We start from the raw sequence: 25,810 nt of genomic DNA, 5'->3' as shown, positions 1-25,810 counted from the left end.
AGAGAGTTACACCCAATCATTGCTATAAAAGAATCATATATAATCATAGAAACAAGTAATTACTATTGTCATAGTGAATATAAACTTTTTTCTTGACTTTTTATACGAAGGCGAGCAGAATGGTAAAAAAGGAAGGGGGGGATGATGTTGGAAGAGTACGTATTAGAGCTGTATAACTTGTTATATACGACAGAATGGCAAGATATTGTTTCGTTTCTAGGAATAGTATTTTGCATGAAAATTGTAATTGTATATATGGAAGAGCAAGGTATGTTCTATTCCTTCTCATCTCCGTTCGATGTGCAGCGCGAGCCGTTGCTAAACTATGCCAATGTGAATTACGAACAATTTCCTTTTGTACTATTCTTTATGATTCGATTTATAACAGCAATTGTAAAGAAGAAGGAAAGTGATGATGAAGAGTGCCACGCAACTTGTAAGGTAGCTAACGTTTTTTAAGCTAAATACAAGGAGGAGATTTATATGTGGTTTCGATTTCTTATGATTGGTTTCTTTTCATTAACAGCAATTTCATTAATGGGATATCAAGTGTCTGAAATTTTTCAAGCATATAGCGATACATTTTTTAACAAAAATTAATCGCGTTGCTATTTGAATAATAAAGCGATAAAATCCTTCTTAAGAAGTTTTATTAAGAAGGATTTTTTTCTTTGTCTTGTCTTGCTGTGTCAAACTATTGTCACATTTACACTGTGAATAATATGTTAAAATAGTGAGGTTATGTATACATACTCGAAGGAAGAGGGAGTGACCATTTTGGTGGATCAATCAACAAATCAGAAAAGCTATGCTCCTATTGTGATAACGCTTTCTGTAATTGTAAATGCGATTATTTTATTTTTGTTCTTTGGACCTGTTGGCTATGAAGGAGAAGTACATTTTGATGTAACAATTTTACCAATGTTAAATGCGATTTTTAATAGCTTTACGTTCGTATTCTTATTAGCAGCTTTATACTCTATTATTAAAAAGAATGTGAAAATGCACCGTGGTTTTATCCTCGCAGCATTTACAACGACGTTGCTATTTTGTGTTTCTTATTTATCGTATCATTACTTGGCGCCAGCAACACATTTTGGCGGAGAAGGATTCATTAAATATGTGTATTTCATCATTTTAATTACACATATTATCCTAGCAGCAATTATTGTACCACTTGCATTGTTTGCACTTGTATTTGGTTTTACAAATCAATTAACACGTCACCGTAAAATTGTACGTTGGACGATGCCAATTTGGTTATATGTAAGTTTATCTGGTGTTATTGTTTACTTAATGATCTCACCTTATTATCAATAAAAGTCTCAGCCCTTAGGCTGGGGCTTTTTTGTTAAGCAAATCTTTTTGTGAAATGAAAAAAATATGGTATACAAAAGTATAGTTGCTTTTCATATAGAAGGGATGGTAAAGAAATATGCAAAATTTTGTATTTCGTAATCCAACGAAACTTATTTTCGGTAAAAATCAATTAGAACAGTTAAAAACTGAAATTCCACAGTTTGGTAAGAAGGTTCTTCTCGTATATGGAGGAGGCAGTATTAAAAGAAACGGTATTTATGATAATGTAATTTCTATTTTAAACGATATTAATGCAGAAGTATTTGAATTGACGGGTGTTGAACCGAATCCTCGTGTATCAACTGTAAAGAAAGGGATTCAAATTTGTAAAGATAATGGAGTTGAATTTATTTTAGCAGTTGGTGGAGGAAGTGTAATCGACTGTACGAAAGCGATTGCTGCTGGTAGCAAATATGATGGAGATGTATGGGATATTGTAACGAAAAAAGCATTTGCTAGTGAGGCATTACCATTTGGCACTGTACTTACTCTTGCTGCGACAGGTTCTGAAATGAATGCAGGCTCGGTAATTACAAATTGGGAAACGAATGAAAAGTATGGATGGGGAAGCCCAGTTACATTCCCGCAGTTTTCAATTTTAGATCCAGTTCATACTGCATCTGTACCGAGAGATCAAACGATTTATGGTATGGTAGATATTATGTCACATGTATTAGAACAATATTTCCATCATGGAACGAATACAGAACTACAAGACCGTTATTGTGAATCTGTTTTAAGAACAGTCATTGAAACAGCACCTAAGCTTTTAAGTGATTTAGAAAATTATGAGCATAGGGAAACAATTTTATATTGCGGAACGATGGCGTTAAATGGCATTTTAGCGATGGGAGTAAGAGGTGACTGGGCAACTCATAATATTGAACATGCAGTTTCTGCTGTTCATGATATACCGCATGGAGGTGGGCTTGCGATTTTATTCCCGAACTGGATGAAACATGTTGTAGAGGAAAATGTAAGTCGTTTTAAACAGTTCGCTATTCGTGTATTTGATATAGAAACAGATGGCAAAACAGATAAAGAAGTGGCGTTAGAAGGAATTGAGGCACTGCGTCAATTTTGGACTTCAATTGAAGCACCAGCAACATTAGCTGATTACGGTATTGGAGAAAATGAAATTGATATAATGGCTAATAAAGCGATGGTGTATGGTGAATTTGGTAACTTTAAAAAATTAAATAAAGATGATGTTCTAAGTATATATAAAGCTTCTTTATAAGTGAATTTAGAAAAGAAACCTATTTGATTGTTTGATCGAATAGGTTTCTTTTTTGCTTTTTATAAGCGTTTATGAATGTTTGTGATTATTTTTGACTGTTTATGGTTGATTTTTGTGACCGTTTTCATTATACTGTAATCAAAGAAGAGGTGAATAAAATGTTAACTCCTGAACGTCATCAAATGATATTGCAACTTGTAAAAGAACAGAAAGTTGTAAAATTACAGCAATTAGTTGAAAGAACAGAAAGCTCTGAGTCGACAATTCGCCGTGATTTAGCACAATTGGAAAAGCAAAGGTTATTAAAAAGAGTTCATGGTGGTGCCGCTGTTTTAACAGGAAAAGGGCAAGAACCAACGATGGTTGAAAAATCATCCAAAAACATTCAAATAAAACAACGAATTGCTAATTATGCGGCTAGCGTTGTTGAACAAGGTGATTGTATTTATTTAGATGCAGGGAGTACAACATTTGAAATGATTCCATTTTTAATCAATAAAGATGTTACTGTCGTTACGAATGGACTTATGCATATTGAAGCTTTAGTTGAAAATAATATTCGTGCGTATTTACTAGGCGGAATGATGAAGAGTAGGACGAAAGCTTTAATCGGTGCTATGGCACAGGAAAGTATGCAGAAGTATCGCTTTGATAAATGTTTTTTAGGTGCAAATGGTGTACATGAACAGCTTGGCTTTACAACGCCAGATCCAGAAGAAGCGCTCCTAAAACAAATGGCATTAACATTAGCAAACGAAGGATATTTCTTAATTGATGAAAGTAAGTTTTCAGAAGTTGCGTTTGCGAAAATTGCAAATGTTGAAGATGCAAATATTATTACAAACCATTTAGAAATTGATTTAGAAAAATATAAAAAACAAACCAATGTAATTGAGGCTGATAAACAATGATCTATACAGTTACTTTAAACCCATCTATTGATTATGTAGTGCAAGTTCCTTCTTTTGATTTAGGAACAATAAATCGAGCGGAGAAAGATATGAAGTTTCCTGGAGGAAAAGGAATTAATGTTTCTCGTGTTCTTCAGCGTTTAGGTGTTAAAAATATAGCACTTGGATTTACTGGTGGATTTACTGGTCAATTTATTAAAGAGGTATTACAGACGGAAGGTGTAACAACAAACTTCGTCCAAGTAGATGAAGATACTCGCATTAATGTGAAAATAAAAGGGAAAGAAGAAACAGAATTAAATGGCCAAGGTCCTATTGTAACAAAAGAGCAGTTCGAACAGTTAATGAAAAAAATTGAGAGTATGCAACCTGGAGATTGTGTTGTACTCGCTGGGAGTGTACCAGTCTCTATTCCAAGTACCTTTTACGAATCAATTGCTGCGTTTGGAGCTGAAAAAGGTATTCGTGTAGTAGTAGATGCAAGTGGAAGTGCACTGCAACATGTAATTAAAAATAAGCCGTTTTTAATTAAGCCAAACCACCATGAACTTGGTGAGTTGTTTGGAGTGGAGCTTTCAACAGTAGAAGACATTTTACCTTATGGAAGAAAATTAATTGAACAAGGTGTAAAACACGTTATCGTATCGATGGCTGGAGAGGGAGCTTTATTATTTACGGCAGAAGGTATATATGAAGCGACTGTTCCAAAAGGTGTTGTAATTAATTCAGTTGGGGCCGGAGATTCTCTTGTTGCAGGGTTTGTAGGCAAATATGAACAGACAAAAGATATTGAAAAGGCATTTCAATACGGCGTTGCAACAGGGAGTGCAACAGCATTTTCAGCTGATTTATGTAAGAAGGAAAAAGTAGAAGAATTATTGTCGCAAGTAATTGTAGCTAAGCGATAGGGGGAAGCAACATATGAAAATTACAGAACTATTAAAAAGGGATACAGTCATTATGGATATGACAGCTTCAAATAAAGAAGCTGTCATAGATGAATTAGTTGAGAAATTAAACGGGGCAAATCGTTTAAATAGTAAAACGGAATTTAAAGAAGCTATTTTAAAGCGGGAGTCCCAAAGTACGACTGGAATAGGGGAAGGTATTGCAATACCTCATGCGAAGACAAAGGCTGTTAAACAACCATCGATTTGTTTTGGTAGAAGTGTAAGCGGTATCAATTATGAGTCGCTTGATGGACAACCGGCACACTTATTCTTTATGATTGCTGCAAGTGAAGGAGCGAATAATACTCATTTAGAAACGTTGTCTCGTTTATCGACATTATTAATGGATGAAGGGTTTCGCAAGCAACTATTAGAAGCGAAGGATGAAAGTGAGCTTCTTCAACTATTTGATGAAAAAGAGAATGAAAAAGAAGAAGAGATTGAAGTTGCAAAACCAGAAGGAAATGAACCGTACGTACTTGCTGTTACAGCTTGCCCAACTGGAATCGCTCACACATATATGGCGGCGGATAGCTTAAAAGCAAAAGCGGCAGAGTTAGGAATAGCGATTAAAGTTGAAACGAACGGATCAACAGGTATTAAAAACGGTTTAACGAAAGAGGATATTGAACGTGCAACAGCTATTATTGTTGCGGCAGATAAACAAGTAGAAATGAATCGTTTTGCTGGTAAACATGTCATTCAAGTGCCAGTTGCTGATGGGATTAGAAAAACGGAAAATCTGCTTAAACGAGCTGTCAAACAAGATGCACCAATCTTTAAAGGTGTAAAAGAGGATGGGAAAACAGAAAGTATTGAGAGAGAAAAAGGATTAGGAATTTATAAGCATTTAATGAGCGGTGTAAGTAATATGCTTCCATTCGTTGTTGGTGGCGGGATTTTAATAGCGCTAGCATTTTCGTTTGGTGGTATAAAGGCGGAAGGTCCTTTAGCTGAATTGTTCATGTCAATTGGTGGAGGAAAAACAGGTGCGTTTTTATTCCTTGTACCAATTTTAGCTGGATTTATTGCAAGCTCTATTGCTGATCGTCCTGGTTTTATGCCTGGTGTTGTAGGTGGATTTTTAGCGGCGAATGCGAATGCTGGATTTTTAGGTGGATTAATTGCTGGTTTCTTAGCTGGATATGTTGTTTTAGGGTTAAAAAGATTATTTTCAGGACTACCAGTACAATTAGAAGGAATTAAACCTGTTTTGTTATATCCAGTCTTTGGATTATTGATTACAGGAGTTGTAATGCAAAAAGTAGTAATTCCGCCTGTAGTAGCATTAAATGAAATGTTGACAGGGTGGTTAAATGGTTTAAATGGTACGAATGCTATATTACTAGGTCTTATTTTAGGTGGTATGATGGCAATTGATATGGGTGGTCCAATTAATAAAGCGGCATTTACGTTTGGTATTGCTGCAATAGAAGCACAGAATTTTGGAGTGCACTCAGCAGTTATGGCTGGTGGTATGGTACCGCCACTTGCGATTGCATTCGCAACTACATTCTTTAAATCAAAGTTTACAGAAGCGGAACGTAAATCTGGTTTAACAAATTATATTATGGGAGCATCGTTCATTACAGAAGGTGCGATTCCGTTTGCAGCTGCAGATCCGGTTCGAGTAATCGTAAGTTGTGTTGTTGGTTCAAGTATTGCAGGTGCGTTATCTATGTTATTCCAAATTACATTACCGGCACCGCATGGTGGATTATTTGTAATAGCATTAGTAAATAAACCGTTACTATATATTTTCTCTATATTAATTGGAACGATTGTCTCGGCTATTATGCTAGGTGTTTGGAAAAAGAAAGTTCAATAACAAATGAAAAGAGAGCAGCTTTTAGTAGCTGCTTTCTTTTTATTACAAAAAAATAGGTTAGCAATGGAATATTGATGCTTTTTGGTAAAAGATGTAATGAATTTTGGGTTTTTTGTAACAAAAAAGTAACACTGTAATTTTTTCTGGAAAAAGTTCTTGTGCTCGTATGTAAAAAATATATGAAAACCATTGGAGATTGTATTAAAAATACATTTTATTAATATGGAAATTTATGTTACAGCTCATTAATCGTATATTACGAATGCTTTGTAATTGTGTGATTTCTAAAAATTCTAAAAATCTGTTGCTATAATGAAAATACGAAAACAAAGCAAATGGAGGCTATTCATGAAAAAATTATTAAGTATAGCAACAGCAGCAGTTTTTGGTCTTGGGATTTTTGCAGGTTCTGCTAAAGCGGAAACAATTGTAACAACAGACGTATTAAATGTTAGAGAAAACCCAAATGTAGAGTCAAAGCTTGTAGGTAAAGTGTTAAGTGGGAATACACTAGATGTTATAAATACAGAAAATGGATGGACAAAAATTAAGTTAAACGGTAAGGAAGCGTTTGTAAGTGCTGAGTTTACAAGGAGCACATATTATGTAACGGCGGGCGTATTAAATGTTCGTGCTGGAGCGAATACTGATTCTGAAATTTTAGGTAAACTTAATAAAGATGATGTGATTGAAACGACGAATCAAGTTCAAAATGAATGGTTACAATTCGACTACAATGGAAAAGTCGGATATGTTCACGTGCCATTTTTAACAGGAACGGCACCTGTAATTGAAAAGAAAGAAGTTGTAGCTCAAGAAGAAGCGCCGGTTAAAAATAATACAGCAGTTAAGAATAAAGAGTCTGTTAAGAGTAACGATTCTATTAAGAATGTAGAATCAAGTAAACCTGTGGTAAAAGAAAAGCCGGCTGCAAAACCAGTTGCGAAATCTACTGAAAAAAGTGCGCCTACTGGTGGTCGTGAAATTACAGTAGAAGCGACGGCATATACAGCAGATCCGAGTGAGAATGGTTCGTATGGTGGTCGTGTATTAACTGCAATGGGGCATGATTTGACAGCAAATCCAAATATGAAAGTAATTGCTGTTGATCCGAAAGTAATTCCGCTTGGCTCAAAAGTATGGGTAGAAGGATATGGAGAAGCGATTGCTGGAGACACTGGTGGTGCGATTAAAGGAAATCGTATTGATGTATTAGTCGGTTCAGATGGTAGTGCTAATAGCTGGGGGCGCAAATCTGTAAAAGTGAAAGTTATACAATAGGTTATCGATATTAATATAAAAAGCGGTTGCTTGAAATTATGTAAGCAACCGCTTTTTATGGATTATTGAAAGGGATAAATAGTTTTACCTGTAATAATTTTATATGCACTGCAAAATTGTGTTTGTATATATTCTGTATTTTTATTTTCTGGATGTGATGTTGTTTCATGGAGAGTAGAATGAAAAGCCCGTAGTAAACAATTTAGGGCGAAGTATAATTCCTCTTGTGAACAATTTTGTTCTTTTGTAGAAGTAGCTAAAATGAGGTCTTTTGTCAAAGATGAAAAATTGATGGTGGATTGTTTCATAGTTAACTCATCCTCTCGAAACTATTTTTATCATGTATATGCAGAATTGGACAAACTATGTTCTTTTTTATATGTAATTTCATGTACCGAAATGAAAGAACTTGCAATCATGCCGTTAAAATTGGTAAGATTGGGTATAATCAATAGATGGAGTATATTACATAAAGAGAGTTGAATGCTATGGGAGAAGTGCAACGTGAAAAAGTTGCTGTCATCATTGGACCAACAGCTGTTGGAAAGACGAAGTTAAGTATCGATCTTGCCAAAGCGTTGAACGGTGAAATTATTAGTGGTGATTCCATGCAAATCTATCGAACGATGGATATTGGAACTGCAAAGGTAACACAAGCAGAGATGGACGGAATTCCACATTATATGGTCGATATAAAAAATCCGGAAGATTCATTTTCTGTCGCGGAATTTCAAGAACGTGTTCGCAAACATATTCGAGAAATTACAGAACGTGGTAAATTACCAATTATAGTTGGTGGGACCGGTCTTTATATACAATCTGTTTTATTCGATTATCAGTTTACAGATGATGCTGGTGATGTGATATACCGAGAGCAAATGGAAAAGTTAGCTTTAGAACGCGGTGTGGAATATGTACATAAAAAATTGCAAGAAGTAGATCCAGAAAGTGCAGAGCGTATTCATGCAAATAATGTACGACGTGTCATTCGGGCGTTAGAAATTTTCCACACGACGGGTGAAAAAATGAGTGACCAAATTGAGAAACAAGAAAAAGAGTTACTCTATGATGTTTCATTAATTGGCTTGACAATGGATCGAGAAATGCTATACGATCGCATTAACTTACGAGTGGATTTGATGATGGAACAAGGCCTATTAGAGGAAGTAGAAGGGCTGTATAATAGAGGGATACGAGATTGTCAATCTATTCAAGCGATTGGATATAAAGAAATCTATGATTATTTTGAGAATCGAGCCTCTTTAGAAGATGCGGTATCACAATTAAAGACGAATTCGCGTCGTTATGCAAAGCGTCAATTAACGTGGTTCCGTAATAAAATGGATGTCACGTGGTTTGATGTTACAGACGGTGAAAAAACGTCAGAAATTTTACGATACATAGAAGGAAAGTTACAAGTAAAGTCGAATAATAGTAAGTAGAGAAAAAGAGGAGGATTCGACATGAAGCAATCAATCAATATTCAAGATCAGTTTTTAAATCAACTCCGTAAAGAAAATACGTTTGTTACGCTGTACTTATTAAATGGTTTCCAGCTTCGTGGACTAATTAAAGGATTTGATAATTTTACAGTCCTACTGGAAACAGAAGGTAAGCAACAGCTTATTTATAAACATGCAATTTCTACATTTGTACCACAAAAAAATGTTTCAATTGAATTAGAATAGTAATGAATTATTGTACATAACAAAAAAAAGAGCGAGTTTCTCGCTCTTTTTTTATTTGTCATAAACAATATATAGTGAAATTTAAGCGATTCTAAATACAGTAAGGCGGATGTTAGTATTTCCTGTCGCAGGAATCGTAATCTCATTAAGAGTAGATTGGACAGAAATTCTTGCACCAGCTACTAATGTTTCGATTGTAGTAAATGAAAGTGAGTCGCCTATTAAATTTGAAGAGAAATTATCAGTTGCGACTGCTCCATTAATCGAAATTCCTACTCCGAGTGGAGCGCATCCTGGCGCAGTTGTAGAAATGGATACGCTAATTACATAAATACCACCGTTGATAACAGTAACTGTATCTGTGCCGTTGAAGATAATATTGTTTACGTTAATTGCAGTACTAAAAATAAAGTTATTAAATTGCAGTACTGTTTGCTGAATATTGTTTGTTACAACAATTGTTGCTACAGGGAAGCTAGGTCCAGTTGGCCCAGTAGGTCCGGTAGGCCCACCAGAAGGTCCAGTAGGTCCAGTAACTCCTATACCAGTAGCGCCGGTAGCACCCGTTGGTCCTTGAATGCCTTGAGGTCCAGTGGCACCCGTAGCACCAGCAGGTCCTTGAAGACCTTGAGGTCCAGTAGCACCAGTAGCACCTGTGTTACCTTGAACACCTTGAGGTCCAGTAGCGCCGGTAGCACCCGTAGCACCTGTGTTACCTTGAACACCTTGAGGTCCAGTAGCACCGGTAGCGCCTGTGTTACCTTGAGGCCCCTGAGGTCCGGTAGCACCGGTAGCACCCGCAGGTCCTTGAGCGCCTGTATTGCCGGTAGCGCCTGTGTTACCTTGAGGCCCCTGAGGTCCAGTAGCGCCGGTAGCACCCGCAGGTCCTTGAGCGCCTGTATTGCCGGTAGCGCCTGTGTTACCTTGAGGCCCCTGAGGTCCAGTAGCGCCGGTAGCACCCGCAGGTCCTTGAGCGCCTGTATTGCCGGTAGCGCCTGTGTTACCTTGAGGTCCCTGAGGTCCAGTAGCGCCGGTAGCACCCGCAGGTCCTTGAGCGCCTGTATTGCCGGTAGCGCCTGTGTTACCTTGAGGCCCCTGAGGTCCAGTAGCGCCGGTAGCACCCGCAGGTCCTTGAGCGCCTGTATTGCCGGTAGCGCCTGTGTTACCTTGAGGTCCCTGAGGTCCAGTAGCGCCGGTAGCACCCGCAGGTCCTTGAGCGCCTGTATTGCCGGTAGCGCCTGTGTTACCTTGAGGCCCCTGAGGTCCAGTAGCGCCGGTAGCACCCGCAGGTCCTTGAGCGCCTGTATTGCCGGTAGCGCCTGTGTTACCTTGAGGCCCCTGAGGTCCAGTGCGCCGGTAGCACCCGCAGGTCCTTGAGCGCCTGTATTGCCGGTAGCGCCTGTGTTACCTTGAGGTCCAGTGGCACCAGTAGCGCCTGCTGGTCCAGTAGGCCCAGTAGGTCCGGTAGGTCCTTGAATGAACGAAGCAGAATTAACTAGAGCAGTTTGTAATGCTGCTATTAATTTAAGAAGCTCTTGAAGTGTGCAAGGGTCAATTCGGAATAATTTTGTAATGTATAGTAAATAGTTAATGAGATTTTGAAGCTCAATAAATACAGCGCTTGCTACAAAGGTTGGATTTCTTAATATAGTTATTAAGTTTTTAATAATAGCTAACCCTTGTGCTTTCAGGGAGGAAGTAGCGTCTAGTGAACAAATAAATTTACTTAGTAGGTTCAATGTATCGATTAGATCTTCAATGTTTTGGGGAGATGGATTTGCGAAAAGTTTTGGGATTATTTTTGTTAAATCAATAATAATCGCACGAAATGTTCTAAGTTGAGCTTTAGTAATTGGGATTGATGGAGTATTTGGGATTCGTCCGGCGCTACTTGGAAAGCATGGTTTGGAGAATTTGTTTTGACTGTCGTTATAACGAGACATTAAATCTCTCCTTTCTCATGAAAATGTGAACGAAACTCATCATAGTAGATGCAGAAATTAGTTAAATGGTCATAGTAAAATCGTTTGTTTAAAGAAAAAATAGAAAAAACGCCTTACAATAAGGCGTTTTTTCTATTTTCTGCGTATTGATAATATCGCTTTAATGAAATTTTTGATTTGAATCCAGCGAGTTTTATAATTTCTGATTCAGGAGTTTCTTTTTTTATTAAGTTTAAAATATAGGTGTTACGAAAATGTTGTCCTGAAATTCCTTTACGTAAATTGGCTCTAGCCACTTCGAGGCGAATCATTTTTTGTATAGCAATTTCCGTTAATGCCTTTGGTGCATCATTTTCATATACCCACCTGTATGTTCCGCGGTTAAAATCAAATGCGACAAACAATGAATCATCACTATGATACTTAGGACGAACTGGTTCTGGGATACTTTTGTAATAATTATATAGTTGTTTTTTGTCTTCTTTTGCTAATGTAATTGTTCTTTCTACACCTGCGGTTGCTGGGATTGACAATGTGTTAGTTTCAAAGTGAACGTGATGCATTGTTAATGCTGTAAGTTCCTGTAAGGATAAACCGTAGTCGATCAATAGATTTAAAATAGCAATATTGCGATCCATTAATAAAGGGCGCACAGGAAGTTGTTTTTCTGAAAGTCCTTCTAATGAAGTGACTATATACTTTAATCTTTTTTCTTCATCAGGTGAAATGAAATCTTCGTTACGAAGTGTACGGTCTGGTTGAATAGATATTTCCATATTCTTCAATGGATTGGGAATGTTTAGAAAGTGATGCATTCTATTTAATACAGTAAATACACGATGCATCGTTTTTTCTGAGTAATGTCGATTCGTTTTTAAATCGGAAAAGTAATCTTCGTAGTCTTTTGTACAAAGTGTAGCCCATATATTACTGGAAGGGAGCTTTTTGTTTTTTTCTAACCAATGTCCGAAGTCTTCAACGTCATAAACATAACGTTTAATAGTTGAGGGTTTTCGGCCTTTATTCAATAAAAAAATAGAAAAGGCTTGTATTGTATCATGGAATTCCGTTGTCTCCATAGTCCCACCACCTTAATTATTTCTTATATTATAGCAAACTTTTCTGAAAATAGGCATTTACAAGGGGGACAGGAATAATAATATTTGGTGAGTGGATAAAGTGAAACTATAATCAGTGGGGATTTTGTTCATCCTCTGCGATTATTAGTTGAACCAATCGGGCATTTACGGGCGGTTATCTCCCGCTTAAATACCAAGCGTTTGCTGAATGTCGAGGTGGGAGTCTTACTGCCCGCAAATAGCGGGATAAAATGAGGTGATTGTATGGAACAATCGATGCGAAAGAAAAACAACAATCAAATTAATATTGTGTTAAACCATCGAAAGAAAATTTCTTTGCCAGCCACAGAAAATAAAACGGTAATTTCAAATGAAACTACAATTAAACATGAAATGCTGCAGAGAATTGAAGAAGAGATGGGGAAGCTTGTTGGGATGGATGATATAAAAAAGATAATAAAAGAAATATATGCTTGGATTTATGTGAATAAAAAAAGACAAGAGAAGGGATTGAAGTCTGAGAAGCAAGTCCTTCATATGTTGTTTAAAGGGAATCCGGGTACAGGGAAGACAACTGTTGCTAGAATGATAGGGAAATTGCTGTTTGAGATGAATATTCTATCGAAAGGCCACTTGGTTGAAGCTGAACGTGCTGATCTTGTAGGAGAGTATATCGGCCATACAGCTCAAAAAACAAGAGACTTAATAAAAAAAGCAATGGGAGGTATTTTGTTTATTGATGAGGCTTATTCTTTAGCTCGAGGAGGAGAGAAGGACTTTGGAAAAGAAGCAATTGATACGCTTGTAAAACATATGGAAGATAAACAACATGGTTTTGTATTGATTTTAGCTGGATATTCAAGAGAGATGAATCACTTTCTTTCATTAAATCCAGGGCTGCAGTCTCGTTTTCCATTTATTATTGAATTTGCGGATTACTCGGTAAATCAGCTATTGGAAATTGGAAAGAGAATGTATGAAGATCGTGAATATCAGTTATCAAAAGAAGCTGAATGGAAATTTAGGGATCATTTACATGCGGTGAAGTATTCGTCGCAAATTACATCGTTTAGTAATGGGCGGTATGTACGGAATATTGTTGAAAAATCAATTCGTACACAGGCGATGCGGTTGTTGCAAGAAGATACGTATGATAAAAATGATTTAATTGGAATATCGAGTATGGATTTGATGCTCGAAGAGGAGACGCACAGTACATAAACTGTGCGTCTATTTTTGTGTATAAGTTCGTTTACTCTTTTTTTGCTTTTTCTTGGTGCGCTTTATGGAAGCGTTCCATTTTAGCGCTCTTTTCGTGTGCTGAATTAGGGTCGTGTCCAAATTGGTTTACTGAACTTTTTTGAGCTCCTTTATTAACGTGGTTTGTCATTTGTATTCACCTCACTTTAAAAATTAGTATAAACATTATATAAAGAAAAAATCGTTAGAAAAGAAAAACCTCTTTACGATATGTAAAGAGGTTAGATTGCTATTTATGCATTGAACGTTCTTTCGTTTCGATACGTCTGTGCGGTAAATGCCATTTGTAATGAATAGAAACCATGCGGAAGCAAACAATTAAAATGAATAAAATGTAAAGAGCCCAATCGCTAACAATAATTTGAGCGCCAATTAAGAAACCTGCTAAAATTGTCCAAAAGGCATATACTTCAGCTCGAAGAACGAGAGGTTTTCTGCGGGCTAAAAGGTCGCGAATGATACCGCCGCCGATACCAGTTAAAACAGCTGCCACGATTGTGGCGCTAATTGGTAAATTTAATTTTTGAGCATATAATGCTCCTTGTACAGCAAATGCTGATAAGCCGATAGCGTCAGTGATATTTTCCCACTTTTTCCAATGTCTAATTAACTTATTTGGAAAAAGAAAAATAATAGTCATTGATAAAAGTGCGATTTGGAATAACATGTCTTGTTGCCAAAACGCGACAATCGGATAACCGATTAATAAATTACGAAGGGCACCTCCCCCAAATGCGGTTGCCATTCCTAAAATATACACCCCGAAAATATCATAATCCTCTTCCATTGCAACAATGGCTCCGCTTAGTGCGAAAGCGATTGTGCCTATGATGCTAAAAATCTCCCATGCCATGAATTTTCTCCCCCGCTAACTAGATGAAATGTGCTTCCTCTGCTATTATATTAGAAGGTTTAAATTTCGAAAAGGATGAGTGAACATATTTGATGGAAGAAAAAGAAAAAGTCATATTAGTAGGCTGTCAATTGCCGCAAGATGATGATGAAAAATTTATGCATTCCATGAAAGAGCTTGCATCACTAGCTAAGACTGCGAGAGCGGAAGTGTTAGTTTCAACAACGCAAAAACGACCAAAGTTTCATCCGGCAACTTACATAGGTAAAGGGAAATTAGAAGAGCTTACAATGCTAACTGAAGAATTAGAGCCGGATGTTATTGTATTTAATAATGAATTAACGCCGAGTCAAATTCGGAATTTATCCTCAGTATTAGATGCGAGAGTAATTGATCGAACGCAACTAATACTAGATATTTTTGCGCAACGTGCGAAGTCGAGGGAAGGTAAGCTTCAAGTAGAATTAGCTCAGTTGCAATATACAATGCCACGTCTTATGGGTCAAGGGTTGTCTTTATCACGTCTTGGTGGTGGTATTGGAACGAGAGGACCGGGTGAGACGAAACTTGAGACGGATCGTCGTCATATTCGATCGCGTATTGATGAAATAAAGAAACAACTTGCAGTTGTTGTGGAACACCGAAAAAGATATCGTGAGAGAAGAAAAGACAATAAAGTATTTCAAGTTTCATTAATAGGCTATACAAATGCAGGGAAATCGACACTGTTTAATAGATTAACGGAAGCTAATACGTTTGAAGAAAACCTTCTGTTTGCAACACTAGACCCAACGACGAGGAAGATGCCGTTACCTTCTGGTTATACAGTATTACTAACTGATACTGTTGGTTTTATACAAGATTTACCCACTTCATTAATTGCTGCTTTTCGTTCAACACTGGAAGAAGCGGGGGAAGCAGATGTTATTTTACATGTAGTTGATTCTGCGGATCCTAACTACATAGGGCATGAAAGAACAGTAAAACGATTATTATCAGAACTTGAAATTAATCATATTCCTATTATTACGTTATATAATAAAAAAGATGAATTACATCAAAACTTTATTCCGTTTCCGAAAAGTGATTTCTTAATGACTAGTGCTTTTGAAGAAAGTGATTTATTGCGTATAAAAGAAGCGATAGAAATGAAAATGAAGAAAGAAATGGATCGTTATCGAGTAGAAATCCCTCCGAGTGAAGGTAAGTTATTAACGCTTTTAAAGACGGAAACGCTATTAGCAAAGATGGAGTTTCTGGAAGATAAATTTGTATATGATTGTGCAGGGTATATTTTTACTCATTCATCGCTTAATGTGCAATTAAAGAGATTTTTAGTGGAAGAAGGAGAAAATAAAAATGTTTGATCGTTTGAAAAATGGAGAAAAAATTGCTCCAATCGTAAAAGAAGTAGAGAGTCAGATTACAGAAGTACATAAACGTGCGGATGAAGTAATTGAAAGTAATCAGTTTCGTGTATTAGAAAGTTTTCGTAAACATAAAATTAGTGACTCGCATTTTATCCCGACGACAGGTTATGGTTATGATGATATTGGCCGTGATTCGTTAGAAAAAGTGTATGCTGATGTGTTTGGAGCGGAAGCTGGACTTGTTCGTCCGCAAATTATTTCAGGTACTCACGCTATTTCTACAGCGTTATTCGGTATTTTACGTCCAGGAGATGAGTTATTGTACATCACTGGAAAACCGTATGATACGTTAGAGGAAATCGTTGGCGTGCGTGGGAAAGGTGTAGGTTCATTTAAAGAATATAATATTGGTTACAATGCAGTTCCGCTAACTGAAGGTGGGCTTGTTGATTTTGAAGCTGTTGCAGCAGCGATTCATAGTAATACGAAAATGATCGGTATTCAGCGTTCGAAAGGTTATGCTACTCGTCCATCGTTTACTATTTCTCAAATTAAAGAGATGATCGCGTTTGTTAAAGAAATTAAACCTGATGTTGTTGTGTTTGTAGATAACTGTTATGGTGAGTTTATTGAAGAGCAAGAGCCGTGTCATGTTGGTGCAGATTTAATGGCGGGTTCGCTTATTAAAAACCCAGGCGGGGGAATTGTAAAAACTGGTGGTTACATTGTCGGTAAAGAACAGTATGTTGAAGCGTGTGCATATCGTTTAACATCTCCGGGAATTGGTGCGGAAGCTGGAGCGTCTTTATACAGTCTGCAAGAAATGTATCAAGGGTTCTTCTTAGCGCCACATGTTGCAGGACAAGCGCTGAAAGGTGCAATTTTTACAGCTGCGTTTTTAGAAAAGTTAGGAATGAACACGTCACCAGCGTGGAATGCACCAAGAACAGACTTAATTCAATCTGTTCAATTTGATGATAAAGACCGTATGATTGCCTTCTGCCAAGCGATTCAATATGCATCTCCAATTAATTCGCATTTTACTCCGTATGCAAACTATATGCCAGGTTATGAAGATGATGTAATTATGGCGGCGGGAACATTTATTCAAGGTGCAAGTATTGAATTGTCTGCTGATGGTCCGATTAGACCACCGTACGTTGCATATGTGCAAGGTGGATTAACGTATTCGCATGTTAAAATTGCGATTTGTTCTGCGATTGATGAATTGATTGAAAAGAATTTATTAACAATTTCTTAAAGGGGAGCTGTCGATATCGGCAGCTTTTTTCGTATAAAAGTAACGATTTATGCGATTAGAAAAAAGAATGAAAAAATTTATAAAAAAATCATGTAAGAAAAGCTAACATCTATTGACACTAAACATAACATGTTATAAAATGAGAAGCAGTTAAGGCGAAGGAGGAACTGAAAAATGAAAGAAGATAGACGTTCTGCCCCGCTGTTTCCAATTGGTATTGTTATGGATTTAACACAATTGTCTGCACGTCAAATTCGCTACTATGAAGAGCATAATCTTGTTTCTCCAACCCGTACAAAGGGGAATCGTAGATTATTTTCATTTAACGATGTAGATAAGTTGTTAGAGATTAAAGATTTGTTAGATCAAGGCTTGAATATGGCTGGTATTAAGCAAGTGTTACTAATGAAAGAAAATCAAACAGAAGCAGTGAAAGTAAAAGAAGAAACAAAAGAAATTTCAAAAACTGAGCTTCGCAAAATACTTCGAGATGAACTACAACATACAGGTAGATTCAATCGAACTTCATTGCGACAAGGTGACATTTCAAGATTTTTTCACTAAAGATAACTGATTCTGAAGGCGATTAGAGGGACTAAGGAGGAATTTATAATGTCTAGATACACAAAAGAAGATATTTTCCGTTTGGCGAAAGAAGAGAATGTAAAGTATATCCGTTTACAATTTACGGACCTTTTAGGGGTAATTAAAAACGTAGAGATTCCAGTGAGACAATTAACGAAAGCTCTTGATAACAAAATGATGTTTGATGGATCTTCGATTGAAGGTTTCGTACGTATTGAAGAATCTGATATGTATTTATATCCTGATTTAGACACTTGGGTAATTTTCCCTTGGACAGCTGAAAAAGGTAAAGTAGCTCGACTAATCTGTGATATTTACAATGCAGATGGCACTCCATTTGATGGAGACCCACGTAACAACTTAAAACGTGTGTTAAAAGAAATGGAAGCTTTAGGATTTTCAGACTTCAATCTTGGACCAGAGCCAGAATTCTTCCTATTTAAGGTTGATGAAAAAGGAAATCCAACATTAGAATTAAACGATAACGGTGGATACTTCGACCTTGCGCCGATGGATCTAGGGGAAAACTGTCGTCGTGATATCGTTCTTGAACTTGAAGAAATGGGATTTGAAATTGAAGCATCTCACCATGAGGTTGCTCCAGGGCAGCATGAAATTGACTTTAAATATGCAAATGCAATTCGCTCATGTGATGACATTCAAACATTCAAACTTGTTGTAAAAACAATTGCTCGTAAACATGGTTTACACGCAACATTTATGCCGAAACCACTATACGGTGTGAACGGTTCAGGTATGCACTGTAACTTATCATTATTTAAAAATGGTGAGAACGTATTCTTTGATGCAAACGGTGACTTACAACTAAGTGATGATGCTCGTCACTTCATCGCAGGTATTTTAAAACATGCACCAGCATTTACAGCGATAGCAAATCCAACTGTAAACTCATATAAACGTCTAGTACCTGGATATGAAGCGCCTTGTTACGTAGCATGGTCTGCACAAAACCGTAGCCCGTTAGTACGTATCCCTGCATCTCGTGGTATTAGTACACGCGTAGAAGTGCGTAGTGTTGACCCAGCCGCAAACCCATATTTAGTAATGGCTACATTATTAGCTGCAGGTCTTGATGGAATTAAAAACAAATTAACTCCACCAGCTGCAGTAGACCGTAACATCTATGTAATGACAAAAGAAGAGCGCGAAGAAGCAGGTATCGTTGACTTACCAGCAACATTAGCGCAAGCGTTAGTTACATTACAATCTAATGAAGTAGTATGCGGTGCACTAGGAGAACACTTACTTGAGCACTTCATCGAAGCGAAAGAGATTGAGTGGGATATCTTTAGAACACAAGTTCACCAATGGGAACGCGATCAATATATGTCTCTATACTAAGAGGCTTGAACCCTTGATACAACTCGTATCAAGGGTTTTTTAATTCCCTATTATTACAATTTTATATGGTTGCAAAATGAAAAACAGCCACATAAAAGCCAATAATTAATAACAAGTAGTGATATCATAGAAAAATATTATCAGATAAATGTAAGTTTTATATAATTTGTGAAATGAAAAAGCCTTGATACTACGGTATCAGGGCTTTTTTAGTGAAGTTATTGGATATGTTAACTACTAGATAATGGATTGTTTTTGGTTATTTTGAATCATGTTACTAAGAAAATCTTTTCAAAAGAATTGATCTTATCTTTTTTAATCACTTGTGCTATAACTTAATAATTCTTTACTGCCTTGTACAACGCGAGCGATGATTTTTATGTCCTCATCTGCAAGGCTATAAGTTTGTGGCTTGTGAATCAGATTATTACTCAATGATATTAACGTAATGATGCTCAGTTATAACACAGTCTTATTCAGAATTTCGTTAGTTCATTTTCTAAATTTAGGGAATAAATATAGTTTAGTACCTTGCAATAAATAATACTAAGTGGTATATTGTGGATAAAACAGGTACCGTGTATTGAACAGTACTAAGATAGGAAAGGAGGATGACACTTGAACGTTCAGTTTAAAAAAGGTGTGCTTGAACTTTGTGTATTAGCACTTGTAAAACGTAAAGATAGTTACGGTTATGAACTTGTTCAGCAAATTTCTAATAAATTTTTAATATCGGAAGGGTCAGTATATCCTTTGTTACGTCGTTTGACGAAAGAAGGGTATTTTCAAACGTATTTAAAGGAATCTACGGAAGGGCCACCTCGTAAATATTATCAATTAACAGAGCAAGGGGAGACGCAATTTCATTTGTTAGTAACAGAATGGCGTGATTTTGCGAAAGGGGTACAAGAAATTATTGAAGGGGTGGAATGGGATGAGTAAAGAAGGGTTTCTTAAAGAATTATCAAGTTATCTTAGAAAGTTACCAGAGGAAGAGAGGCAAGATATTTTATTGGATTATGAAGAGCACTTTCAGTTTGGATTAGAAGAGGGGAAAACTGAATCAGAAATAATTCAGGGCCTTGGTTCTCCGAAAGTAATCGCAAAAGAGTTACTTGCGATGTATCGCTTCGATGAAATGAAAAAAAATCCATCGACTTCAAATGTGACAAGAGCTGTTATGGCAGCGATTGGACTTAGTTTGTTTAATTTTATTATTGTGTTAGGCCCGTTAGTCGCAATTGTTGCTTTTATATTTTCTTTTTGGATTGGTGGCATTGCTAGTGTAGTAACACCATTTTTCGTTATTGGAAAAGTATTTATGGGTACTTTTATATGGTTGGATCTTTTCGTTAGTATAACGTTTGTTGGAGTAGGTTTGTTGTTATGTATTATCGCTTTTTATAGTACAAAGTGGTTTAAGAGATTGTGTGTACGATACGTAATATGGAACTTCAAAATGATAAAAGGAGAGTAAATGATGAAAAAACTATTTTTAATCGCTATCGCTTGTATCATTATTGGAGTAATAGGAATTTCCCAAACATATGAAAAAGCAGTACAAACTGCTGAAAAAGGCGATAAAGAAGATGTAATTAAAAACGAAACATTAAAAAATATAGAAGTTAAGTTAGATGCCGGAGATATTGTTATCCAAAAATCTCCTGACTCTTCTTTTTATGTAAAGCAATCAGGAGATGTACGTAAACAAGAGATTCGTATTGCAGAAGATGGTGACACATTAAAAATTATTGGGGAAAGAGAAAAAGGTGCTTCATTTGATTTTTCTTTTTACGATTTTAGGTTCCAAACGTCTAAATTGACTCTCCTTGTGCCCGAACGCTCTTATCAAGATGTAAAAGTAAATTCATCTGCTGGACAAATCGAAATGAGTGATGTGAAAAGTGATAGTGTAAGTGTTAGAACACTTGCTGGAGAAGTAGAGCTGAAACAAGTAACGTCTAAGAATGTGGAGGGATCTACAAAAGCTGGTGAGGTGAACTTTAAAAAAGTAATAGGGAAAGTGACCGCAAAAACAACAAGTGGGGAAATAAATATTCAAGATCATGATTCTAAGTATAATCTAGAAGCAAGTTCAACTGCGGGAGATATAGATATTACTTTATCGGAAAAACCACAAGATGCGGTAATTACTGGGCAAAGTGCTGCCGGAGATGTAACAATTTTTAATGAAGAAAATAATAACGTAACAATTGGAAATGGTAGTAAAAAGATTAGCGGTAAAACGGCTGCTGGAGATGTCACGATTGAAACTCGTTAATAAGAAATAGAGTGCATGGAAATCTATCAAAATACAAAAAGAAGATAATTACCGTATATAAATAAGGTAATTATCTTCTTTTTATTATTTTTAATGTAAATCACGATATACGCCAATTACTTTCCCGATAACTGACACTTGTTTTAAAATGATAGGTTCTAATGAAGAGTTTTCTGGTTGTAGACGGAAATGGTCTTTTTCTTTATAGAAACGTTTAACAGTTGCTTCGTTATCTTCTGTTAAAGCGACTACAATTTCACCATTATATGCAGACTGTTGTTGGCGAACAACAACTAAATCTCCATCGAAAATACCAGCTTCAATCATACTATCTCCAGAAATACGTAACATGAACACTTGGTCTGCTCCGGAAACAATGCTAGCTGGAAGTGGGAAATGTTCCTCTACGCTTTCGACCGCTGTAATTGGTAAACCAGCAGTAACTTTTCCGACAATTGGAACTTGAATAACAGATTGTGTTTCCGTATCCATTCGGTCTTCGCCTAAAATTTCAATGGCACGTGGTTTTGTTGGATCGCGTCGAATGTATCCTTTTTCTTCTAATCGTGATAAATGTCCGTGCACTGTAGAACTAGAAGCGAGGCCGACTGCTTGACCAATTTCACGTACGGAAGGTGGATATCCTTTTTCTTGTACTTTTAGCTTAATAAAGTCGAGAATGTCTTGCTGGCGTTTCGTTAACTTTTCCATGTTTTCTAACACCTCATTTTCTTTCATTTTTCTTATTAATAAGTATAACATGTGAAAAAATATTCTACAAACATAAGTTCGAACAAATGGCAGATTTATGTTACACTATAGGGAAATGATAGGGAGAAAGAGGGGTTCAAAATGAATGCAATTATTTATGCACGTGTGAGTACAACGAAAGAAGCGCAAGAAACATCATTATTACGTCAAAAAGATGAATTATTGCATTTAGCTGAGCGCTATCAAATGAATGTTACGAAGGTGATTGAAGAGCAGGCTAGTGGGTATACAATTGAACGTGACGGTATATTAGAGGTGTTAGATACAATTCGGGACGAACAAATTGATGTGTTACTTATACAAGATGAAACGCGCCTTGGTAGAGGGAATGCGAAGATTGCATTAATGCATTGTTTACATAAAGAAGGCATAAAAGTATATACACATACACATAATGGTGAATTACAATTGTCGGATTCTGATTCGATGGTATTAGATATTATTGGTATTGTTGAAGAATATCAAAGGAAGATTCATAACTTGAAAATTAAACGAGGTATGCAACGTGCAGTAGAAAAAGGTTATCGTCCAGAAAATAATTTAAAAAATCGTCATTTAAGTGTAGGAAGAGAGAAAAAAGAAGTGCCAATTGAGGAAATTGTACGTTTGCGAAAAAGTGAACTCACGTTTGAAGAAATTGCAGCAACACTACGTGGATTTGGTCATAATGTTTCAAAGGCGACTGTACATCGTAGATATGTAGAGTATACGAAGCAATTGCTTGATAAAGAAGAGTAACTATTGTATGATAATAATCAGTTTTGATTAGAAGGGGGATTCGAGATGATTAATCACGAACTCGTTGAACGCATTAACTTCTTAGCGAAAAAAGCAAAAGCTGAAGGTTTAACTGAAGAAGAGCAACGTGAGCGTCAATCGCTACGTGAACAATATTTAAAAGGATTTCGTCAAAATATGTTAAACGAACTTAAAGGTATTAAAGTTGTTAACGAAGAAGGTACAGATGTTACACCGACGAAATTAAAAGCTTTAAAAAAGCAAGATAATGCAAAATTAAATTAAAAGATGGGCGAAGCCCATCTTTTTTATTTGTAAAAATCCTTATTTAATAACTTTCCAGTTGTTATTAACGGTTGCTTCTATCGTTCTATGTTCCAATATATAATTAGCGATAAGTTCAGACATATCAGTGGGTATATCTTTTACTATCGGTTTGTTTTGAAACATAAAGAAATTTCCCCCGCCACTTGCACGATAATTATTCATTACAACGTCATATTCGTCATTCATATTAAGAGGAGCACTTTTATGCTGTAAAGATTCTACTCTTTCACCAATTGGTTTTGAAATGTTTAATACATATGAAATCCCTTCCCACATATCATAATTATAATGTTGTGGTTTTGGTTCTATGTAGGTAGGGCTTACGATGATGGATCCATCTGTTTTTAATGTGAAATAAGAAGCAGAGAGTTCAAGAGCATCTTTTATATCTGCTCCAGTTATTCTAATTACTTTTAATGTGTTTGGATAAATATAATTAGAAACGATGTCACGCATTGTTACATGTTCTGGGAAGCCTGGAGATGTATTATGGAACAAACTTGTACAAGAAATTGATACATTAGCTATATCCATCTGTATTTTATTTATGAACTCGATAAAAGGATGATCATGCAAACGAGTTTGCATAGCATCTGAAATTTTCATGTCCCCCTCAATAATTCCAATAGGTTGATCAAGCCACTTTTGTGTTTTCTCTTCGTAATCGGCTACCAATGAAAGTACATCTTGGTCCGCTTCAACCCCTTGTACAGATAATAATTCAGAAGAACTCTCTTTTTTCACCCATTTATGTTTCATTTTTTCGAATGTTACTTTTACTTTTCCAACTGAGTGTCCATTGCATCCGGTCTGTAAAATTGTTACACCGTTAGCCATTGTGTGAGAAATGTCTCGGTGTTGATGACCTGTTAGTAAAAGATCTATGCCTTCAATTTCCTGGCACATTGCATATCCTTGGTTTTCACCTGTTAACACTTCAGTCGGTTCCCCGGTTTGTAAATCACTTTCAAATCCACCGTGATAGGCTACGACTAATAAATCTGGTTTCTCGTGTTCGTGAATATAAGAAACCCATTTTTTTGTAGTCTCTAATGCATCTTCAAATAGTAAATCTTTAATATGATGGGCCTGTTCCCAATTTGGGATGTAATGTGTTGTTACCCCTAAAATAGCAATTTTTATATTTGATTCAATCTGTTTGATTATATAAGGTTTTCCGAAATAGGGTTTCTTTATGTTTTTATCTAAAATGTTTGCTGATAGGTACGGGAAGTTCGCAGTAGTCACAGCATTATTTAATATGTCCATCCCGTAATTAAATTCATGATTGCCGATAACTGCAGCATCATACTGTAGGTAATTCGCTAATAAGGACATTGGGTTTTTTTTGTTTTTTTCGTATGTAACATAATGATAAGTAAATGGTGTTCCTTGAATGAAGTCACCATTATCAATTAAAAGAACGTTTGTATTTTGGGAACGTTCTTTTTTTATAAGAGTAGAAATTTTAGCTAAACCAAGTTCTGCCGGGGAGTTATCTTGGTAGTAAATGGGATAAACAGTGCCATGTATATCGCTTGTTAATAAGATGTTTAAAGTTACAGTTTGATTTTGTTCCAATATGACTCACCTTTTCTATTGTTATCTTCCAATTCATCATATCAAATATGTGAAGTGAATTTTGATGTGAATGTATAGAATGTGTAAAGATTCTGTAAATAACAAATTGTGCATCAAAATATGTGATATATTTCTTCATGTTTACGGAAGCTTATTTCATAACAAGAAAAATGGAGGCATTAATATGTTGAAAAAAGTTTTTGCAATGAGTACAACAGTTGTACTAGCGGCGGGATTATTAAGTGGCTGCGGAGCGAAAGAATCAAGTGCAAGTAAAAATGAAGATACGAAAAAAGGTTATGTACCAAAGACCTTAAATGTTCAATTTGTTCCTTCTCAAAATGCGGATACTCTAGAGGCGAAGGCAAAACCATTGGAAAAGCTATTAAGCGATAAATTAAATATTCCGGTAAAAGTTAGTATTTCAACTAACTACAATACAATTGTAGAAGCGATGGCATCTAAACAAGTAGATGTAGGGTTTTTACCGCCAACAGCGTACGTGTTAGCACATGAAAAGAAGGCTGCTAATGTAATTTTGCAAGCACAACGTTTTGGAGTAGAGGATGAAACAGGAGCTCCTACAAAAGATTTAGTAGACTATTATAAATCTGAGTTTGTTGTTAAAAAAGACTCTAATATAAATAGTGTAAAAGATTTAAAAGGTAAAAAAATTGGTTATCAAGATGTAACATCATCAGCAGGATATGTATGGCCTGCAGCTGTTCTATTAAAAGAGGGAATTGATCCGCTAAAGGATGTGAAACCTGTTACATTAAAAGGCCATGATCAGTCACTTATTGCACTTTTAAATGGTGATGTAGATGCAGCTGTTGTATTCCAAGATGCTCGTAATATTGTAAAAAAAGATTATCCGAATATATTTGATCAAACGAAAATAGTGAAATTTACTGAGAAAATTCCGAACGATACAATTTCTGTACGCTCGGATTTAGATGCAGAGTGGAGTAAGAAATTACAAGATGCTTTCATTGAAATTGGAAAAAATGAGGAAGGCCGTAAAATCATTAAAGAAGTATATTCCCATGAAGGATATATTAAATCTGATGATAGTAAATTTGATATTGTTCGTGAATATGGAAAGACAGTGAAGACGCAATAATACATAGTGAAATGGCGGC

General features: G+C 36.2%; 26 protein-coding genes and 1 pseudogene. 20 read left to right on the top strand and 7 right to left on the bottom strand.

Annotation, left to right across the window (positions count from 1 at the left end):
• Positions 1 to 144 precede the first annotated feature (144 nt).
• From NZ044_RS18275 to entD, 7 genes are all read left to right on the top strand, one after another.
• Positions 145 to 459 (top strand): hypothetical protein, encoded by a 315-nt coding sequence (locus tag NZ044_RS18275; protein ID WP_002162598.1) that lies wholly within the window; start codon positions 145 to 147, stop codon positions 457 to 459.
• Positions 460 to 777: 318 nt separating this feature from the next.
• Positions 778 to 1,320, top strand: a complete 543-nt coding sequence (locus NZ044_RS18270) for a DUF420 domain-containing protein (protein WP_000228316.1) — start codon at positions 778 to 780, stop codon at positions 1,318 to 1,320.
• Between the two features lie 115 nt (positions 1,321 to 1,435).
• On the top strand, positions 1,436 to 2,599 hold the full coding sequence (locus NZ044_RS18265; RefSeq protein WP_001179115.1) for an iron-containing alcohol dehydrogenase: 1,164 nt from the start codon (positions 1,436 to 1,438) through the stop codon (positions 2,597 to 2,599).
• Between the two features lie 158 nt (positions 2,600 to 2,757).
• Positions 2,758 to 3,510 carry a DeoR/GlpR family DNA-binding transcription regulator gene (locus tag NZ044_RS18260; RefSeq protein ID WP_063675610.1) on the top strand — a complete coding sequence of 251 codons (753 nt, stop codon included), beginning with the start codon at positions 2,758 to 2,760 and terminating at the stop codon, positions 3,508 to 3,510.
• Positions 3,507 to 4,418 (top strand): 1-phosphofructokinase, encoded by a 912-nt coding sequence (gene pfkB, locus NZ044_RS18255; RefSeq protein ID WP_000640856.1) that lies wholly within the window; start codon positions 3,507 to 3,509, stop codon positions 4,416 to 4,418. The genes NZ044_RS18260 and pfkB overlap by 4 nt, the downstream gene beginning before the upstream one ends.
• 13 nt (positions 4,419 to 4,431) lie before the next feature.
• Positions 4,432 to 6,288: a PTS fructose transporter subunit IIABC gene (locus NZ044_RS18250; RefSeq protein ID WP_000704616.1), complete on the top strand. Its 1,857-nt coding sequence runs from the start codon at positions 4,432 to 4,434 to the stop codon at positions 6,286 to 6,288.
• Between the two features lie 348 nt (positions 6,289 to 6,636).
• On the top strand, positions 6,637 to 7,569 hold the full coding sequence (gene entD / locus NZ044_RS18245) for a cell wall-binding protein EntD (protein ID WP_000735455.1): 933 nt from the start codon (positions 6,637 to 6,639) through the stop codon (positions 7,567 to 7,569).
• Between the two features lie 62 nt (positions 7,570 to 7,631).
• Here entD and NZ044_RS18240 read toward each other — a convergent pair whose 3' ends face one another.
• Positions 7,632 to 7,877 carry a hypothetical protein gene (locus NZ044_RS18240; protein ID WP_000814431.1) on the bottom strand — a complete coding sequence of 82 codons (246 nt, stop codon included), beginning with the start codon at positions 7,875 to 7,877 and terminating at the stop codon, positions 7,632 to 7,634.
• A gap of 180 nt (positions 7,878 to 8,057) precedes the next feature.
• Between NZ044_RS18240 and miaA the strand changes: the two genes are divergently transcribed.
• Positions 8,058 to 9,011, top strand: coding sequence for a tRNA (adenosine(37)-N6)-dimethylallyltransferase MiaA (gene miaA / locus NZ044_RS18235; RefSeq protein WP_000504954.1), 954 nt, complete (start codon positions 8,058 to 8,060; stop codon positions 9,009 to 9,011).
• Positions 9,012 to 9,032: 21 nt separating this feature from the next.
• Positions 9,033 to 9,257 (top strand): RNA chaperone Hfq, encoded by a 225-nt coding sequence (gene hfq / locus NZ044_RS18230; RefSeq protein ID WP_000813896.1) that lies wholly within the window; start codon positions 9,033 to 9,035, stop codon positions 9,255 to 9,257.
• Between the two features lie 81 nt (positions 9,258 to 9,338).
• Here the strand turns inward: hfq and NZ044_RS18225 are convergent.
• Together NZ044_RS18225 and NZ044_RS18220 are read right to left on the bottom strand one after the other, a co-directional pair.
• Positions 9,339 to 11,200, bottom strand: a pseudogene (locus NZ044_RS18225) (Gly-Xaa-Xaa repeat protein).
• 113 nt (positions 11,201 to 11,313) lie between these two features.
• A complete protein-coding gene (locus NZ044_RS18220) occupies positions 11,314 to 12,279 on the bottom strand; it encodes a tyrosine-type recombinase/integrase (protein ID WP_000450330.1) in 966 nt (321 codons plus the stop codon).
• Between the two features lie 264 nt (positions 12,280 to 12,543).
• Between NZ044_RS18220 and spoVK the strand changes: the two genes are divergently transcribed.
• Positions 12,544 to 13,500, top strand: coding sequence for a stage V sporulation protein K (gene spoVK, locus NZ044_RS18215; protein WP_000438196.1), 957 nt, complete (start codon positions 12,544 to 12,546; stop codon positions 13,498 to 13,500).
• Positions 13,501 to 13,531: 31 nt separating this feature from the next.
• Here spoVK and NZ044_RS18210 read toward each other — a convergent pair whose 3' ends face one another.
• Positions 13,532 to 13,669, bottom strand: coding sequence for a hypothetical protein (locus NZ044_RS18210; RefSeq protein WP_000181505.1), 138 nt, complete (start codon positions 13,667 to 13,669; stop codon positions 13,532 to 13,534).
• Positions 13,670 to 13,768: 99 nt separating this feature from the next.
• Positions 13,769 to 14,392 (bottom strand): trimeric intracellular cation channel family protein, encoded by a 624-nt coding sequence (locus NZ044_RS18205; RefSeq protein ID WP_000312267.1) that lies wholly within the window; start codon positions 14,390 to 14,392, stop codon positions 13,769 to 13,771.
• 92 nt (positions 14,393 to 14,484) lie between these two features.
• On the opposite strand from NZ044_RS18205, the gene hflX reads away from it, so the two are divergent.
• From hflX to NZ044_RS18170, 7 genes are all read left to right on the top strand, one after another.
• Complete coding sequence (gene hflX, locus NZ044_RS18200; protein WP_000391414.1) at positions 14,485 to 15,759, top strand: GTPase HflX; 1,275 nt, start codon at positions 14,485 to 14,487, stop codon at positions 15,757 to 15,759.
• The gene (locus tag NZ044_RS18195) at positions 15,752 to 17,023 is read left to right on the top strand and encodes a methionine gamma-lyase family protein (RefSeq protein WP_000460287.1); all 1,272 of its coding nucleotides are present in this window, start codon (positions 15,752 to 15,754) and stop codon (positions 17,021 to 17,023) included. The genes hflX and NZ044_RS18195 overlap by 8 nt, the downstream gene beginning before the upstream one ends.
• Before the next feature lie 174 nt (positions 17,024 to 17,197).
• Positions 17,198 to 17,587, top strand: a complete 390-nt coding sequence (glnR, locus tag NZ044_RS18190) for a transcriptional repressor GlnR (RefSeq protein ID WP_000656783.1) — start codon at positions 17,198 to 17,200, stop codon at positions 17,585 to 17,587.
• A 48-nt stretch (positions 17,588 to 17,635) separates the two neighbouring features.
• Positions 17,636 to 18,970 (top strand): type I glutamate--ammonia ligase, encoded by a 1,335-nt coding sequence (glnA, locus tag NZ044_RS18185; RefSeq protein WP_000092763.1) that lies wholly within the window; start codon positions 17,636 to 17,638, stop codon positions 18,968 to 18,970.
• Between the two features lie 618 nt (positions 18,971 to 19,588).
• Positions 19,589 to 19,912 carry a PadR family transcriptional regulator gene (locus tag NZ044_RS18180; protein ID WP_001102628.1) on the top strand — a complete coding sequence of 108 codons (324 nt, stop codon included), beginning with the start codon at positions 19,589 to 19,591 and terminating at the stop codon, positions 19,910 to 19,912.
• Positions 19,905 to 20,447: a DUF1700 domain-containing protein gene (locus NZ044_RS18175; protein ID WP_000031386.1), complete on the top strand. Its 543-nt coding sequence runs from the start codon at positions 19,905 to 19,907 to the stop codon at positions 20,445 to 20,447. Before NZ044_RS18180 ends, NZ044_RS18175 begins: the two co-directional genes overlap by 8 nt.
• Positions 20,448 to 21,251 carry a DUF4097 family beta strand repeat-containing protein gene (locus NZ044_RS18170; protein ID WP_003279471.1) on the top strand — a complete coding sequence of 268 codons (804 nt, stop codon included), beginning with the start codon at positions 20,448 to 20,450 and terminating at the stop codon, positions 21,249 to 21,251.
• A 90-nt stretch (positions 21,252 to 21,341) separates the two neighbouring features.
• Here NZ044_RS18170 and lexA read toward each other — a convergent pair whose 3' ends face one another.
• On the bottom strand, positions 21,342 to 21,962 hold the full coding sequence (gene lexA / locus NZ044_RS18165) for a transcriptional repressor LexA (protein ID WP_000413739.1): 621 nt from the start codon (positions 21,960 to 21,962) through the stop codon (positions 21,342 to 21,344).
• A 141-nt stretch (positions 21,963 to 22,103) separates the two neighbouring features.
• Between lexA and NZ044_RS18160 the strand changes: the two genes are divergently transcribed.
• Both NZ044_RS18160 and NZ044_RS18155 read left to right on the top strand, forming a co-directional pair.
• The gene (locus NZ044_RS18160; protein ID WP_000991471.1) at positions 22,104 to 22,760 is read left to right on the top strand and encodes a YneB family resolvase-like protein; all 657 of its coding nucleotides are present in this window, start codon (positions 22,104 to 22,106) and stop codon (positions 22,758 to 22,760) included.
• A 45-nt stretch (positions 22,761 to 22,805) separates the two neighbouring features.
• A complete protein-coding gene (locus NZ044_RS18155) occupies positions 22,806 to 23,045 on the top strand; it encodes a DUF896 domain-containing protein (RefSeq protein WP_000607015.1) in 240 nt (79 codons plus the stop codon).
• A gap of 39 nt (positions 23,046 to 23,084) precedes the next feature.
• Here the strand turns inward: NZ044_RS18155 and NZ044_RS18150 are convergent, their stop codons facing one another.
• Complete coding sequence (locus tag NZ044_RS18150) at positions 23,085 to 24,668, bottom strand: bifunctional metallophosphatase/5'-nucleotidase (RefSeq protein ID WP_000437465.1); 1,584 nt, start codon at positions 24,666 to 24,668, stop codon at positions 23,085 to 23,087.
• A 184-nt stretch (positions 24,669 to 24,852) separates the two neighbouring features.
• On the opposite strand from NZ044_RS18150, the gene NZ044_RS18145 reads away from it, so the two are divergent.
• Positions 24,853 to 25,791, top strand: a complete 939-nt coding sequence (locus NZ044_RS18145) for a phosphate/phosphite/phosphonate ABC transporter substrate-binding protein (RefSeq protein ID WP_000915042.1) — start codon at positions 24,853 to 24,855, stop codon at positions 25,789 to 25,791.
• Positions 25,792 to 25,810 lie beyond the last annotated feature (19 nt).

The organism is Bacillus sp. FSL K6-1338, assembly GCF_038006965.1.
In the GTDB taxonomy this organism is placed as follows: Bacteria; Bacillota; Bacilli; order Bacillales; family Bacillaceae_G; genus Bacillus_A; species Bacillus_A thuringiensis_S.
Note: the sequence above shows the minus strand (reverse complement) of the source record. Positions and strands in the feature narration are given on the sequence as shown.

Bases quoted from the DNA above. Each gene is read 5' to 3' on its own strand.
- NZ044_RS18275 (WP_002162598.1), top strand. From the start codon at position 145: ATGTTGGAAGAGTACGTATTAGAGCTGTATAACTTGTTATATACGACA.
- NZ044_RS18265 (WP_001179115.1), top strand. From the start codon at position 1,436: ATGCAAAATTTTGTATTTCGTAATCCAACGAAACTTATTTTCGGTAAA.
- NZ044_RS18260 (WP_063675610.1), top strand. From the start codon at position 2,758: ATGTTAACTCCTGAACGTCATCAAATGATATTGCAACTTGTAAAAGAA.
- pfkB (WP_000640856.1), top strand. From the start codon at position 3,507: ATGATCTATACAGTTACTTTAAACCCATCTATTGATTATGTAGTGCAA.
- NZ044_RS18250 (WP_000704616.1), top strand. From the start codon at position 4,432: ATGAAAATTACAGAACTATTAAAAAGGGATACAGTCATTATGGATATG.
- entD (WP_000735455.1), top strand. From the start codon at position 6,637: ATGAAAAAATTATTAAGTATAGCAACAGCAGCAGTTTTTGGTCTTGGG.
- NZ044_RS18240 (WP_000814431.1), bottom strand. From the start codon at position 7,877: ATGAAACAATCCACCATCAATTTTTCATCTTTGACAAAAGACCTCATT.
- miaA (WP_000504954.1), top strand. From the start codon at position 8,058: ATGGGAGAAGTGCAACGTGAAAAAGTTGCTGTCATCATTGGACCAACA.
- hfq (WP_000813896.1), top strand. From the start codon at position 9,033: ATGAAGCAATCAATCAATATTCAAGATCAGTTTTTAAATCAACTCCGT.
- NZ044_RS18220 (WP_000450330.1), bottom strand. From the start codon at position 12,279: ATGGAGACAACGGAATTCCATGATACAATACAAGCCTTTTCTATTTTT.
- spoVK (WP_000438196.1), top strand. From the start codon at position 12,544: ATGGAACAATCGATGCGAAAGAAAAACAACAATCAAATTAATATTGTG.
- NZ044_RS18210 (WP_000181505.1), bottom strand. From the start codon at position 13,669: ATGACAAACCACGTTAATAAAGGAGCTCAAAAAAGTTCAGTAAACCAA.
- NZ044_RS18205 (WP_000312267.1), bottom strand. From the start codon at position 14,392: ATGGCATGGGAGATTTTTAGCATCATAGGCACAATCGCTTTCGCACTA.
- hflX (WP_000391414.1), top strand. From the start codon at position 14,485: ATGGAAGAAAAAGAAAAAGTCATATTAGTAGGCTGTCAATTGCCGCAA.
- NZ044_RS18195 (WP_000460287.1), top strand. From the start codon at position 15,752: ATGTTTGATCGTTTGAAAAATGGAGAAAAAATTGCTCCAATCGTAAAA.
- glnR (WP_000656783.1), top strand. From the start codon at position 17,198: ATGAAAGAAGATAGACGTTCTGCCCCGCTGTTTCCAATTGGTATTGTT.
- glnA (WP_000092763.1), top strand. From the start codon at position 17,636: ATGTCTAGATACACAAAAGAAGATATTTTCCGTTTGGCGAAAGAAGAG.
- NZ044_RS18175 (WP_000031386.1), top strand. From the start codon at position 19,905: ATGAGTAAAGAAGGGTTTCTTAAAGAATTATCAAGTTATCTTAGAAAG.
- NZ044_RS18170 (WP_003279471.1), top strand. From the start codon at position 20,448: ATGATGAAAAAACTATTTTTAATCGCTATCGCTTGTATCATTATTGGA.
- lexA (WP_000413739.1), bottom strand. From the start codon at position 21,962: ATGGAAAAGTTAACGAAACGCCAGCAAGACATTCTCGACTTTATTAAG.
- NZ044_RS18160 (WP_000991471.1), top strand. From the start codon at position 22,104: ATGAATGCAATTATTTATGCACGTGTGAGTACAACGAAAGAAGCGCAA.
- NZ044_RS18155 (WP_000607015.1), top strand. From the start codon at position 22,806: ATGATTAATCACGAACTCGTTGAACGCATTAACTTCTTAGCGAAAAAA.
- NZ044_RS18145 (WP_000915042.1), top strand. From the start codon at position 24,853: ATGTTGAAAAAAGTTTTTGCAATGAGTACAACAGTTGTACTAGCGGCG.